Consider the following 14,686-nt stretch of genomic DNA (forward strand, 5'->3'; position numbering starts at 1 on the left):
ACGACATGAGCAAGCACATCAGCACCCGGCGTGAATCGCGCAACGGCGCTTCCGTGGATCGGATCGCACGCTTGCCCTCCGGCAGCCTGCCGCTGCACAAGACCTGGCCGATCAGCTTGTGCATCGGGCTCGCGATCGGCTCGATCGCCGTCAGTCCTGACGCCTTCGCCGGCGGCCCCACCGGCGGCACGGTGGTCGGCGGCACCGGCAGCATCACCCAGAACGGCAACGAGACGGTGATCAACCAGATCTCGCAGCGACTGGCGCTGAACTGGGAGACATTCAACCTCAAGGCCAACGAATCGGTGCTGTTCAACCAGCCCGGCCGCTCGGCGGTGGCGCTCAACCGCATCCTAGATCAGAACCCCAGCCAGATCTTCGGCAAGATCAACTCCAACGGTCAGGTCTTCCTGATCAACACCCACGGCATCATCTTCGGCGCCACGGCACAGATGAATGTCGGCGGCCTGATGGCCAGCACGCTGGACCTCACCCCGAAGGATTTCCTTGCCGGCAACTACAGCCTCAACGCGGTCGGCGCGGGCGCGGGCATCGTCAACCACGGTCTGATTCAGGCCGCCAGCGGCGGCTCCGTCGCACTGGTCGGCGGCAGCGTGGCCAACGACGGCGTGATCCTGGCCAACTACGGCAGCATCAACCTCGACGGCGCCGAACACGCCGTACTCGACTTCGACGGCAACGGCCTGATCAACATCCAGATCACCGGCGAACTGAAGCAGCGCCTGGACGACAAGGAAGCGGCAGTCAGCAACTCCGGCACCCTCAAGGCCGAAGGAGGCACCGTGGTGCTGCAGGCCTCGGCAGCCAAGGATCTGTTCACCAACCTGGTCAACAACTCCGGCGTGATCGACGCCAGCGGCATCAGCACCGACGGCGGCGTGGTGCGGCTGGTGGGCAACGGCGGCAATGTGCAGAGCAGCGGCAGTGTCACCGCCACGGGTGACCATGGCGGGCGCATCGAATTGCTGTCGGACCATGACGTGATGGTCACTGGCGGCACGGTGGATGCTTCAGGTCGCCTGGGTGGCGGAGCCATTCGCGTCGGTGGCGGCATCCGTGGAGGCGAAGGCCTCGCCGTGGCCGCGCGCACGTACATCGGGCCGGATGCGTCGCTCAACGCCGATGCAACCGGCAAGGGCGACGGCGGCAGCATCGCCGTGTTCTCGCGCGACAACTCGGTCATCGCCGGCGGCTTGTCCGCGCGCGGCGGCATTGACGGCGGCAACGGCGGTTTCGTCGAGACGTCGAGCCACGGCGCGCTCACCATCACCGGTACGCCGCAGGTCTTCGCGCGCAGCGCCGACGGGTTGGGCGGCAACTGGCTGATCGATCCGAACAACATCACGATCGTCGCGGGCGGCGGCAACACCAAGATCAATGCCGCCAACCCCTTTGTGTCGACCAACGACGGAGCGTCGCTCGGCGTCGACCTGATCACCGCCGCCTTGACCGGTGGCGCCAGCGTCACGGTCACGACGGGTACGGGGGGCGCCAATTCCGAAGCTGGCGACATCACCCTCAATGCCGACCTCGACTACAACGGCAAGGGAACCAACTCGCTCACGTTCAATGCGGCGAACGACATCGTCATCAACAACAAGATATTCGATTCGGTGCTTGGCGGCGACGTGCTGAACCTGTCGTTGCTCGCCGGCCGCAACATTTCGCTCAACAACGACATCTCGCTGGGCGGTGGTACGGCCACGCTGACTGCGACTGCCGGCAGCATCTCGCGCACTGCGGGCACGATTTCCGGCAGCGCCCTGACTCTCACGGCGGGCGGCACCAATGGCGCGATCGGCGCATCGGGCGCCATCCAGACGGACGTCGACAGCATCGTGTTCAGCGCGAAGGGTACCGGCGCGGTCAACATCGTTGACGCCAATGGCGTGAATGTCAGCGGTACCGCCGGCAGCGGCAACGTCGGCATCACCACCACCACGAGCGATCTGGGCGTGGTGGGTTCGGGCATCGTCACCGCCGGTGGTGCGGTGACGCTCGGAGCCGCCGGCGGCGGCGCGCGCATCAACATCGGCACGGGCGTCGCAGTGGATACCACCAATGGTGTCGCTACCGGCGCAAACGTCAGCCTGGTTGCAGACAACGCCGACATACTCGGAACCATCAATGCCGGCACCGCCGGTATCGTGGCCATCCGGCAGGCTACGGCGGGACGGCTCATTTCGCTGGGCCCCGACGCTCCGTTTCCCGCAGATCCCCAGCTTGGCGTGACGAGTGCCGAACTGGATCAGATCACCGCCAACACGATCGTGATCGGTGACGCCAACAGCGGTGACCTGGGTATCACGGCGGCCATCGCTCCGGCCCACGCCACCACCCTCTCGCTGAATACCGGAGGGACCATCTCGCAAGTGGGGGGAGCCACCATCACGGTCGGCACCCTGACTGGCAGCTCGGCCGGTGCCACCACGTTGGGAGAGGCCAACCAGATCGGCAATCTCGGAAGTTTCACCGCCTCAAGCTTCAGTCTGACCAATGCCGCTGCGCTCACGCTTGTCGGCAACGTGACGACCAGCGGAGCACAAACCTACAACACGGCATTGGTGTTGGGCGGCGACCGCGTGTTGAGCGGCAGCGACATCACCTTTGCCTCGACTGTCGACGGCACGCATGCGTTGACCGTGAACGCCAGCGGAATCACCAGGTTCGACGCTGCGGTCGGCGGCACGACGGCGTTGACCAGCCTGATCACGGATGCCGCCGGCAGCGCCACGTTGAGTGGCAATGTCGCCACCAGCGGCATGCAGAGCTGGGGCGACGCGCTGACGCTCGGTTCCAATGTCATGCTGACTGGAACGACGATCAGCCTGGCGGCCGTGACAGGTGCCGGCAACAACCTGACGGTGACCGGCAATGCGGTGCTGGCAGGGGCGGTGGCTGGTGTGGGCGTGCTGCAGGTAAGCGGCACGACGAATCTCAATACCGCCAGCGTGAGCACCAGCGGTGACCAGGCCTACAACGGCTCGGTGACGCTGGGTGCCAATGCAACGCTGGCCAGCAGTGGCAGTGGCACGATCGGCTTCGGCTCCACGGTGAATGGCGCGCACACGCTGGCGGTGAACACCGGCGGTGCCGCCAGCTTCGGCGGCGCGGTCGGCGCAACGACGGCACTGACCAGCCTGACGACGAACAGCGGCACGTTCAGCGCGGTCGACCTGACCGTCAACGGCCCGTTGTCGGTCACCACCACGGCCGGAGGGATCACGCAGGGAGCCGGTTTCTACACGGTCAACGGAACATCGACTTTCAACGCCGGCAGCAACGCGATCACGCTGACCTCGCTCAACGACTTCATCGGTGCGGTGAGCCTGACCGGCGGCACCACGCAGATCACCGATGCCAACGCGCTGGCGCTGGGTACCTTGCAAACAGGCAGCCTGACGGTCAGCAGTGGCGGGGCGCTTGACCTGGGCCATGGTTCGGTTGCCGGCGACCTGTCGGCAACTTCAGGGACGTCCATAACGCTCAACGGAGCGCTTGCCGGACTCGGCAACGTGGCGTTCAGCGGATCTGCGCCAAGCGGTACTGGAAGCATCGCCGGCACCGGATCGATTACAGGCATCGGTGGGTCACCGTTTGCGCTTGTCGGCGCCAACCAGGGCACCTCCGGCGGGATCAGCTTCACGGGTTTCATCGCGGCCGACGCCACGGCGGTCACCGGTGCTGCGGGTTTCGACGATGCCAGCAAGGTCAGCCAGGGCATGACCTTCGTCAACGCCACCAGCGTGGGCGGCAGCGGCACGATCGCGAACGTGGTCGGCAGCTTCGCCGACAACACCGGGACCTCGTCGGCGAGCGGCATCGTCTACAGCGGCTTCGATGCGGTGACGGGCACCGGCGGCAGCGTGACCGGCGTGACCGGCAGCTTCAATCTCGGCACGAAGGTGTCCAGCGCGTCGACGCTCGACTACAGCGGCTTCGGCGTCACCACGCTGACCGGCAGCGGGGCCGGTGCCACGATCGCGGGCAGCGGCCAGACCTACACGCTGGACAACACGGTCATCGACCAAGGCAGCAGCGGTGGCGTGACCTGGACGGGGTTCGGCAACATCGCCGATACCAGCGGCACGGTGGCCTTCGGCACCGGCGGCAGCGTCAGTGGCAACGTGACGGCGGCGACGCTGAACTACGGCAGCCACAGCGGTGCCGTGACGTTCGACCTGGCCGATGGCAGCGGCGCGACCACGGGCATCGGCGGGACGTGGGCGGGCGTCACGGCGGTCACGGGCAACGGCAATGGGGCGATTACGGGCAGCAGCACCTTTGCCCTGAGCGGAGCCAACGCGGGCTCGGCGGGCGGTGTTGCCTTCACCGGCTTCACGGCTGCCGACGCGGCGACCATCACCGGTGCCGCGGGTTTCAACAGCGCGGCCAAGAGCAGCCTCGGCATGACCTTCGCCAACGCCACGAGCGTGGCGGGCAGTGGCGCGATCACGAACCTGGGCGGCACCGCGTTCAACCTGAGCGGCACCAAGACGGGCAATGCCGGCGGTGTCGGCTATAGCGGCTTCACCGCGGCCGACACGACGACGGTCACCGGTGCTGCGGGTTTCGACGATGCCAGCAAGGTCAGCCAGGGCATGACCTTCGTCAACGCCACCAGCGTGGGCGGCAGCGGCACGATCGCGAACGTGGTCGGCAGCTTCGCCGACAACACCGGGACCTCGTCGGCGAGCGGCATCGTCTACAGCGGCTTCGATGCGGTGACGGGCACCGGTGGCAGCGTGACCGGCGTGACCGGCAGCTTCAATCTCGGCACGAAGGTGTCCAGCGCGTCGACGCTCGACTACAGCGGCTTCGGCGTCACCACGCTGACCGGCAGCGGGGCCGGTGCCACGATCGCGGGCAGCGGCCAGACCTACACGCTGGACAACACGGTCATCGACCAGGGCAGCAGCGGTGGCGTGACCTGGACGGGGTTCGGCAACATCGCCGATACCAGCGGCACGGTGGTCTTCGGCACCGGCGGCAGCGTCAGTGGCAACGTGACGGCGGCGACGCTGAACTACGGCAGCCACAGCGGTGCCGTGACGTTCGACCTGGCCGATGGCAGCGGCGCGACCACGGGCATCGGCGGGACGTGGGCGGGCGTCACGGCGGTCACGGGCAACGGCAATGGGGCGATTACGGGCAGCAGCACCTTTGCCCTGAGCGGAGCCAACGCGGGCTCGGCGGGCGGTGTTGCCTTCACCGGCTTCACGGCCGCCGACGCGGCGACCATCACCGGTGCTGCGGGTTTCGACGATGCCAGCAAGGTCAGCCAGGGCATGACCTTCGTCAACGCCACCAGCGTGGGCGGCAGCGGCACGATCGCGAACGTGGTCGGCAGCTTCGCCGACAACACCGGGACCTCGTCGGCGAGCGGCATCGTCTACAGCGGCTTCGATGCGGTGACGGGCACCGGTGGCAGCGTGACCGGCGTGACCGGCAGCTTCAATCTCGGCACGAAGGTGTCCAGCGCGTCGACGCTCGACTACAGCGGCTTCGGCGTCACCACGCTGACCGGCAGCGGGGCCGGTGCCACGATCGCGGGCAGCGGCCAGACCTACACGCTGGACAACACGGTCATCGACCAGGGCAGCAGTGGTGGCGTGACCTGGACGGGGTTCGGCAACATCGCCGATACCAGCGGCACGGTGGCCTTCGGCACCGGCGGCAGCGTCAGTGGCAACGTGACGGCGGCGACGCTGAACTACGGCAGCCACAGCGGTGCCGTGACGTTCGACCTGGCCGATGGCAGCGGCGCGACCACGGGCATCGGCGGGACGTGGGCGGGCGTCACGGCGGTCACGGGCAACGGCAATGGGGCGATTACGGGCAGCAGCACCTTTGCCCTGAGCGGAGCCAACGCGGGCTCGGCGGGCGGTGTTGCCTTCACCGGCTTCACGGCCGCCGACGCGGCGACCATCACCGGTGCCGCGGGTTTCAACAGCGCGGCCAAGAGCAGCCTCGGCATGACCTTCGCCAACGCCACGAGCGTGGCGGGCAGTGGCGCGATCACGAACCTGGGCGGCACCGCGTTCAACCTGAGCGGCACCAAGACGGGCAATGCCGGCGGTGTCGGCTATAGCGGCTTCACCGCGGCCGACACGACGACGGTCACCGGCGCTGTGGGCTTCGACAGCTCGGCCAGGAGCAGTCTCGGCATGACCTTCGCCAACGCCACGAGCGTGGCGGGCAGTGGCGCGATCACGAATCTGGGCAGCACCGCGTTCAACCTGACCGGTACCACGGCAGGCAACGCCGGCGGCATCGACTACAACGGCTTCACCTCAGCCGACACCACCACGGTCACCGGTGCCGCGGGCTTCGACTACACGGCCAAGACCAGCCTGGGCATGGCCTTCGCCAACGCCACGAGCGTGGCGGGCAGTGGCGCGATCACCAACCTGGGCAGCACGGCGTTCAACCTGACCGGCATCATGGCAGGTACGGCAGGCACCACCAGCTTCAACGGCTTCGACGCGGCCGACACCACGGCCGTCACCGGCGCCGCAGGTTTTGACAGCTCGACCAGGAGCAGCCTGGGCATCGCCTTTGCCAATGCCACGAGCGTGGCGGGCAGCGGCGCGATCACGAACCTTGGGGGTACCGCGTTCAATCTGGTCGGCACCAAGACCGGCAATGCCGGTGGCGTCAACTACAGCGGCTTCACCGCGGCCGACACCACGTCCGTCACCGGTGCCGCCGGTTTCGACAGCGCGGCCAAGAGCAGTCTCGGCATGACCTTTGCCAACGCCACGAGCGTGGCGGGCAGTGGCGCGATCACGAACCTGGGCGGCACCGCGTTCAACCTGAGCGGCACCAAGACGGGCAATGCCGGCGGTGTCGGCTATAGCGGCTTCACCGCGGCCGACACGACGACGGTCACCGGCGCCGTGGGCTTCGACGACAACGGCAGGACCAGCGAGGGCATGGCCTTCGCGAACGCCACCAGCGTGGGTGGCAGCGGCTCGATCGCGAACGTGGTCGGCAGCTTCGCCGACAACACGCGTATCTCGTCAGCTAGCGGCATCGCGTACAGCGGTTTCGGTACGGTTACGGGCACCGGCGGCAGCGTGACCGGGGTGACCGGCAGCTTCGATCTCGGCACGAAGGTGTCGAGCGCCTCGGGCATCGACTACAGCGGCTTCAACCTCACCACGCTGGCCGGAAGCGGCGCCGGCGCCACGATTGCCGGCAGCAACCAGACCTACAACCTGACCGGCACAGACGCCGGCAACAACGGCACGCTGAGCTGGACGTCGTTCGGGAACCTGAGCGACAGCGGTGCCGGCACCTTCATGTTCGCGAACGGTGCGGGCGTGTCGGGCATGCTGACTTCCGCTGCCGCAGGCACATTGGATTACAGTGCGTACACGACCGCGGTGAATGTGGACCTGGGAGGCACGGCGACCGGTACCGGGGGCTGGAGCGGGATCACCGCGGCGAAGGGCGGTTCTGCCTCTGACACGATCAGCGGCAGCAGCCAGACCTACAATCTGACCGGCCTCAATGCCGGCAACAGCGGCACCGTGAGCTGGACCTCGTTCGAGAACATTGCCGATGCGGGTATCGGCACGTTGACCGCCAGCAACCAGACCTGGAGCCTGACCGGGCACAACCAGGGCACGGCGACCAATCTGGCAGGCGCCTTCTCCGGCATCGGCAATCTGATCGACACCGGCACCGGCCACTTCCTCATGCACTCGGGCGCTGACGGGGACATCTCCGGCAGCCTCGACGCCGGCATCGACGGAAGCCTGGACTATTCGGGCTACACCACCGCGGTCAACGTGAACCTTGCCGGTGCGGGCTCGACAGGCGTAGGCGGTACAAACTCCGGAATTTCAGCGGTAACGGCGAGTTCGAACCTCGGCATCAGCGGCAATGCGAGCAACGGGCTGACGATCACCACGACGGGCGCCGGAACCACCACAACCCTGGGCGCGACCACGGTCGGAGGCGATCTGAACATCACCGCCAGTGGGGCGGTCTTGCAGACCGGCGGTGCGCTGAGCGTTATCGGCACGAGTACCATCCATGGCGGCTCGAACGCGATCACCCTGACAGGCGGCAGCAACGACTTCGGCGGCACGGTGAATCTCACCGGCGGTGCCACCCAGATCAATGACCTCAACGCACTGACCCTTGGCACGGTGAACACCGGGGCGCTGACGGTGAGTGCGGGCGATCTCACCCTGGCTGGTGCGGTCAATGGCACGGCGGTCAGCCTGACCTCTTCCGGCGCGATCAGCGAAGGCGCAGGCGGCAGCCTCACGGCCACTTCGCTGACCGGTCATTCGGCCGGTACGACGACCCTTGCCGGGACCAATCACATCGGCTCGCTGGGCAGCTTCAGTGCGGCGGGCCTCGCGTTGATCAACGCCCAAGCCTTGACGGTGAATGGCCCGGTAAGTGGCGGTGCGGGTACCGCGCTGACCACGACCGCCGGCAACCTGACGATCAATGGTGCAGTGAGCGGCACCACGACAACGCTGAATTCCGCCGGTGGGATCAGCGAAGGCGGCAGTGGCAGCATCACGGCAGGCACCTTGAGGGGTCAATCCATCGGTGCGACTGCGCTCAACGGCGCAAACCACATCGGCACCTTGGGCAGCTTCAGTGCGGCGGGCTTCGCGTTGACCAACGCGCAGACCCTGGTCGTGGGCGGCACCGTCGACGGGGGGGCCAGCACGGCGTTGACCACGACGAGCGGCGACCTGGCGATCAACGGTCTGGTGAAGGGCGCCACCACCACGCTGGTCTCGGCGGGCGCGATCACCGAAGGCGCCGGCGGCAGCATCACGGCGAACCTGTTGACCGGTCATTCGATCGGAAACACCACACTCGATGGCAACAACCACATCAACATACTGGGCGGCTTCAGCGCAGACTTCAGCCTGACCAACGGTCAGACGCTGACCGTCGAAGGCCCGCTCGATGGTGGCCCGGTCGTGGCGCTGACCACGACGGCCGGCGACCTGATCATCAATGGCACGGTGACCGGCGCCACCACCACGCTGACCTCGGCCGGTGCGATCATCGAAGGCACCCATGGCGTCATCACCGCCGATAACTTGACCGGCAGCTCCGCTGGCAGCACCAGCCTGCTCGGCGCCAACCAGGTGGCAGCCCTGGGCGCATTCGTCAGCGGTGGCGACTTCGCCTTCAACACCATCCGGACCTTGACGGTGAATGATGCACCGTCGGCCAATGGTGGTGCCGGCGACCTTACGCTGACGGCCAGCGGGGCGAACTCGGACCTGATCCTGGCCAGCACCCTGACCGGCAACACGGTTACCTTGGGTGCAGGCCGCAATATCAACCAGACGGCTGGTGCGATCCATGCGAACACGTTGACTGGCAGTTCGGTCGGCAGTACCGCGCTCGGTGGCGCCAACCACATCGGCACGCTGGGCAACTTCACGGCGGCGAACTTCGCGCTGACCAACGCGCAGGCGCTGGCGGTGACGGGCTCCGTGGACGGCGGCGCGAGTACTTCGCTGAAGACCACCAGCGGCAATCTGGCGATCAACGGCACGGTGAAGGGCACGACCACGACGCTGGCCTCTGCTGGCGCAATCACCGAAGGCGCCGGCGGCAGCATTGTCGCCGGCATGTTGACCGGCAGCTCCGCCGGTGCCACCACGCTCAACGGCACCAACCGCATCGGCACCCTGGGAGGCTTCACGGCCGCCAGCTTCGCCTTGACCAACGCACAGACATTGGCCGTCAGCGGCACGCTGGATGGCGGCGCCAGCACCTCGCTGAAGACCACCAGCGGCGATCTGGCGATCAATGGTCCGGTGAAGGGAACGGCCACCTCGCTCACCTCGGCCGGCGCGATCACCGAAGGCGCGGCGGGCGTCATCACGGCCGGCACCCTGACCGGCAGTTCGGTCGGCGCGACCACGCTCAACGGCGCCAACCAGATCGGCACGCTGGGCAGCTTCACGGCAGCCAATTTCGCCCTGACCAGTGCGCAGGCGCTCACTGTCGACGGTCCGCTGGATGGCGGCGCCAGCACTTCGCTGAAGACCACCAGCGGCGACCTGGCGATCAACGGCTCGGTGAAGGGAACGGCCACCACGCTGACCTCGGCCGGCGCGATCAGCGAAGGCGCCAGCGGCATCATCACGGCCGGCACGCTGAGCGGCAGCGCGGTGGGTCCGACCGTGCTGGGCAGCGCGGGTTCGCCCAACAAGAACATGGTCGACACGCTGGGCAACTTCACTTCGCTGGCCGGCTTCAGCATGACCAACGACAAGACGCTGACACTGGCGTCGGTGGCCGGCAGCGCCTTCACGGTGAACGCGGGCACCTCGCCGTTCTACCTGTCGGTGACCCATGGCGACCTGTTCCAGCTCGGCACGACACCGCTGTATGACGGCATAGGCGTATGGGGTTCCACCGGGCGCCTGGGTTCCAGCTCCCAGCCGATCTACGTGGTGGGCACGGGCCTGCAGAACATCGCCAACGTCGGCCTGCCGCCCGCTTACTTCTATGCGGTGGACAGCTCCGGCAACCTGCTGCCGCTGGGCGGTGGTTTCGCCATCAACGTGCCGACCGCCTCCGGTGCGGGCAGCGCGCAGAACGGCAACCACGGCGACTCCTACATCGACCCGAGCGTGATCACCGCCAACTACCGCTCGTACGGCATCGTGCCTTCCGGCGTGCGCCTGCCGCCCGACCAGCAGAGCGGTTGCGATCCGGATCAGCCGGACCAGGCCGCCTGCCAGGACCCGGACGCACTGGGCATGGTCATGCCATGGCCGAAAGCGCCGCAGTGACCGGCATCGGCAAACTCGGCGCAGGCATCGCGGTGGCGATGCTTGCGCTGGGCCTGACCGGCCCCGTCGCGGGCCAGGCAGCGCCGCAGATCGCGCCGCGGCTGACCGGGGAACTGATCATCACGCAGCTGGACACGGCGCAACACGACCTCGCCGCACGTGCGACCGGGTCGCCTGGCTCCAGTCTCGCGGCAACCAGCCAGAAGCTGGCCGACCTGGGCCGGGACTTGCGCAAGGCGCTGGGCAAGGATCTGGCCAAGCCGATCGACATGCTGGGCAACGACGAGAAGGCGCAGGCCTACCGCGCCGAAGCCGCCGTGCAGCGCACGCAGGCGTTCCTGGAGGCCAGCAAGGGCTGCCTGGGCCAGGATGTCGCCGCGATGGCGGCTGCACTGGCCCGCACCGTGGCGTTGAAGGCGGCCGCCTCCGGCGGGTCGAAATTGCCGCCGGTGATCAATGGCGTGGAGACGCTGGATCGACGCCCGCTGTTCGTCCTGCATGGCGCCGGCGCCGGGGCAGCGTTCGCGCTGACCGGGGAAAACCTGCTTGACGCACAGTGCGCCAGCCCGGTGGTCAGCGCGACCGACGCACAGGGCAAGCCGCAGGCGGTGCAGCCGGTGGTGACCGGCGTGTTGCCCAATCGCATCGAATTGAAATTGCCTGCCGGTGCGCTGCCATCGGGCAGCTACGTGCTCAACGTGGTGGCGCAGCGCAAGGTGTTCCTGATGGGCTGCACGGCGCAGCCGCCCACCTCGGCCGCGCTGGAGGTGGCGCCCGCGCCGAAGGTCTCGGTGAGCTACGCGCTGACCCAGATCTGCCCGGCGCCCGGCGGCGGACAGGGTCGCGCCATGCCGGCGGTCACCGGCAGCATGCCCGAGGGTGTAGGGCGGGGCACGGTGGCCAAGTACGTCACCGTCGACGGTTGCGCCGATCCGCTCAGCTACGCGATCAGTGCGACGGTGACGTTCGGCGACGGACACGGCAGCACGGTGGGGCCGATCAGCCAGATCGCCTCGGCCGGCATCACGGCCGGGCTTCCGGGCGGCCTGTCGCTGAGCTGGGACCCTTCGGTGCACCAGCTCGTGGTTCGCCCCGCAGCCAGCAGTTGCAAGGGCGTTTACTGACGAGGCGCCGCGCCCGCCGGACTTGTTCCCGGCGGCGGGCTATTCGTCTTCCGGCGTACCCGACACCACGCGCAGTTCGGAAATGCCGCCCGGCGCGAGATCCCTGAGCAGGTCCATGAAATCCATGCCGACCAGCCGCTGTGCGCGCCGCAACAGCAGCGGTACCGGGCTGGAGGGTTCGCAGCGCGTGTAGTAGTCGCAGATCTCGTCGAGCCGGCGCATCACGTCCTGCGGCCCGGCGATCGGACCCGAGGCCCGCGCCGCGTTCGGTGCACCACCCTCCGCGCCGCCTTCGCCAGCCCCTTCGCCTTGCACTTCGGCCGGCAGTCGACGCGCCAGCTGCGGGTCGAGGAATTTCTTCAGCTCGTAGATGTCGCTGAGCAGGTTCTTGAAGTCCGGACCCATCGTGCCGACGTGGTCGTTGAACAGGGCGTCGATGGCCTTGGCATGCTCCAGTGACTCGCTGATCGCGGCGGTGGTCTGGACCAGCTCCTCCTCCGCGCAATCCATGCAGCACGCTTCCATCTCGGTGATGCTCGGCTCGGGGCCGTCGCCGGGCGTGGTGACCTTCAGCGTGCCGTTGGCGATGCGCAGGTCGCGCAGGCTGAAACGGCCCATGCGCGGCGACTGCACGAACGGCGTGGTGCGGAAATAACCGAGCACACCCTGCAGGTCGTTCAGCGGCACCACCGCGTTGACGCGCATGGTCGGGTCGTTGTCGTCCTCCGCGTCCAGCTGCGGATGCACGGTGTCCCAGAATTGTTCCAGCAGGCCGCGGATCAGCCCCAGCCCGGCGCTCCAGCCGGGCATGCCGGAGCTGCGCATCCAGGCCGTGGTCAGGTGCACCGCCGGGCGCAAATCCTTGGAGCGTTGCAGGATCGCCTCGGACAGCTCGACGACTTTCTCCCAGTCCGGCTCCTCGGCAGCCTTGACCGCGTCGCCCACGGCGCGCTCGGCCTTGGGCGCGGCGGCGCGCTCCAGGGCGAGAAACTCCGGGTCGTACTCGAGATCCGGTCCGGCCGGCGATTCGTCGGATACCGGGGCCAGCAACGGCTCCAGATTGTATCGCGCCATGGATCTCCCCCCGTGGTCGAATGGTCCCCCATTATCGCCCATCGGCGGCGCAAAACCAGTCGCAGGCGTAGTGGCCGGCGACGCCGGGATCAACGTGCAAAGCGGCGAATCCAGGCCACGTAATCATCGACGAAACCTTGCAGGAACTTGCGCGTGGAGTCGTTGGCGACGCTGCCGTCATCGGCGATCAGATCCTCCTTGAAGTGGATGAATACCTCCGGCTGGGCCAGCGTGGGCACGTCCAGGTAGGCCAGCACGTTGCGCAGGTGCTGCTGCGCCATCGCGGTGCCGGTCGAGCCGATCGAGGTGCCGATCACCGCCGCCGGTTTGCCGGCGAACGAGTTGGTGCCCCAGGGGCGCGAGGCGATGTCGATCGCGTTCTTCAGCACGCCCGGGATCGAGCGGTTGTACTCGGGCGTGACGAACAGCAGCCCGTCCGCCCCTTCGATATCCTTCTTCAGCCGCGTGGCGGTGGCCGGGTAGGCGGCGTCGAAATCCTGCGAGTACAGCGGCAGGTCGTTGATCTGGATGTGGCGGAACGCAAGGTCGCCCGGTGCCAGTTTCTCCACTGCGCGGGCCAGTCGGCGGTTGAACGAATCTGCACGCAGGCTGCCTACCAGCACGGCAATCTTGATCTGGCTCATGTTCGGCTCCTCGTGGGGATGTGGAAGAATGGACGTCCAGCCAATGTACTGCGCCGTCGGGTTAAAAGCGCATGAACCCGGCCGCACCCGCGCTGGCAGCCTGTACTCTTTGCCGTTCGCCGCAGCGGCCGCCTTTCATCGACCGAATCGAATCGCCATGCAATCCATCGAAACCCTGATCGACGACGCCTTCGAGCGCCGCCACGCACTCACCCCATCCGAGATCGAAAGCCATCTGCGGCCGGCCGTGGGGCAGGTGCTCGACCTGCTCGAATCCGGCGAGCGCCGCGTCGCCGAGCCGGACGGCCACGGCGGCTGGACGGTGAACCAGTGGCTCAAGAAGGCCGTGCTGCTGTACTTCCGCATCAACGACAACCGCGTGGTCGACGGCGGCCCGGCGCAGGCGTTCGACAAGGTGCCGCTGCGCTTCGCCCACGGCAATGACGCCGAACTGCAGCAGCTCGGTGCGCGCGTGGTGCCCGGCGCGCTGGTGCGCCGCGGCGCGCACATCGCGAAGGACGCGGTGCTGATGCCCAGCTACGTCAACATCGGCGCCTGCGTCGGCGCCGGCACCATGGTCGACACCTGGGCCACGGTGGGTTCCTGCGCGCAGATCGGCGCGGGCGTGCACCTGTCCGGCGGCGTCGGCATCGGCGGCGTGCTGGAGCCGTTGCAGGCCAACCCCACCATCATTGAGGACGGCTGCTTCATCGGCGCGCGCTCCGAGGTGGTCGAGGGCGTGGTGGTGGAGAAGGGCAGCGTGATCGGCATGGGGGTTTTCCTGGGCCAGTCCACCCGCATCTACAACCGCGCGACCGGCGAGGTGAGCTACGGCCGCGTACCGGCCGGCAGCGTGGTGGTGGCCGGCAGCCTGCCGGCGAAAGACGGCTCGCACAGCCTGTACGCCGCCATCATCGTCAAGCAGGTGGATGAAAAAACCCGCAGCAAGACCAGCATCAACGACCTCCTGCGAGCTGCCACATAGGAGCCCGCTCGCGGTCGATGCCCTGGCGGGCATCGGGATTCGGGA

At 67.7% G+C, this 14,686-nt stretch carries 5 protein-coding genes; 3 read left to right on the forward strand and 2 right to left on the reverse strand.

Going from position 1 to position 14,686, the window contains the following annotated elements; genetic code table 11:
• Nucleotides 1-5: 5 nt before the first annotated feature.
• Complete coding sequence (locus ACFCQI_RS13095; RefSeq protein WP_395117326.1) at nucleotides 6-10,814, forward strand: filamentous hemagglutinin N-terminal domain-containing protein; 10,809 nt, start codon at nucleotides 6-8, stop codon at nucleotides 10,812-10,814.
• Nucleotides 10,793-11,938, forward strand: a complete 1,146-nt coding sequence (locus ACFCQI_RS13100) for a hypothetical protein (RefSeq protein WP_395117328.1) — start codon at nucleotides 10,793-10,795, stop codon at nucleotides 11,936-11,938. The genes ACFCQI_RS13095 and ACFCQI_RS13100 overlap by 22 nt, the downstream gene beginning before the upstream one ends.
• A gap of 39 nt (nucleotides 11,939-11,977) precedes the next feature.
• Here the strand turns inward: ACFCQI_RS13100 and tssA are convergent, their stop codons facing one another.
• Both tssA and ACFCQI_RS13110 read right to left on the reverse strand, forming a co-directional pair.
• Nucleotides 11,978-13,012: a type VI secretion system protein TssA gene (tssA, locus tag ACFCQI_RS13105; protein ID WP_395117330.1), complete on the reverse strand. Its 1,035-nt coding sequence runs from the start codon at nucleotides 13,010-13,012 to the stop codon at nucleotides 11,978-11,980.
• A gap of 89 nt (nucleotides 13,013-13,101) precedes the next feature.
• The gene (locus tag ACFCQI_RS13110; protein WP_395117332.1) at nucleotides 13,102-13,656 is read right to left on the reverse strand and encodes an NADPH-dependent FMN reductase; all 555 of its coding nucleotides are present in this window, start codon (nucleotides 13,654-13,656) and stop codon (nucleotides 13,102-13,104) included.
• Nucleotides 13,657-13,684: 28 nt separating this feature from the next.
• On the opposite strand from ACFCQI_RS13110, the gene dapD reads away from it, so the two are divergent.
• Nucleotides 13,685-14,641, forward strand: a complete 957-nt coding sequence (dapD, locus tag ACFCQI_RS13115) for a 2,3,4,5-tetrahydropyridine-2,6-dicarboxylate N-succinyltransferase (RefSeq protein ID WP_395117334.1) — start codon at nucleotides 13,685-13,687, stop codon at nucleotides 14,639-14,641.
• Nucleotides 14,642-14,686 lie beyond the last annotated feature (45 nt).

The sequence above is a fragment of the Rhodanobacter sp. FW102-FHT14D06 genome, assembly GCF_043950705.1.
In the GTDB taxonomy this organism is placed as follows: domain Bacteria; phylum Pseudomonadota; class Gammaproteobacteria; order Xanthomonadales; family Rhodanobacteraceae; genus Rhodanobacter.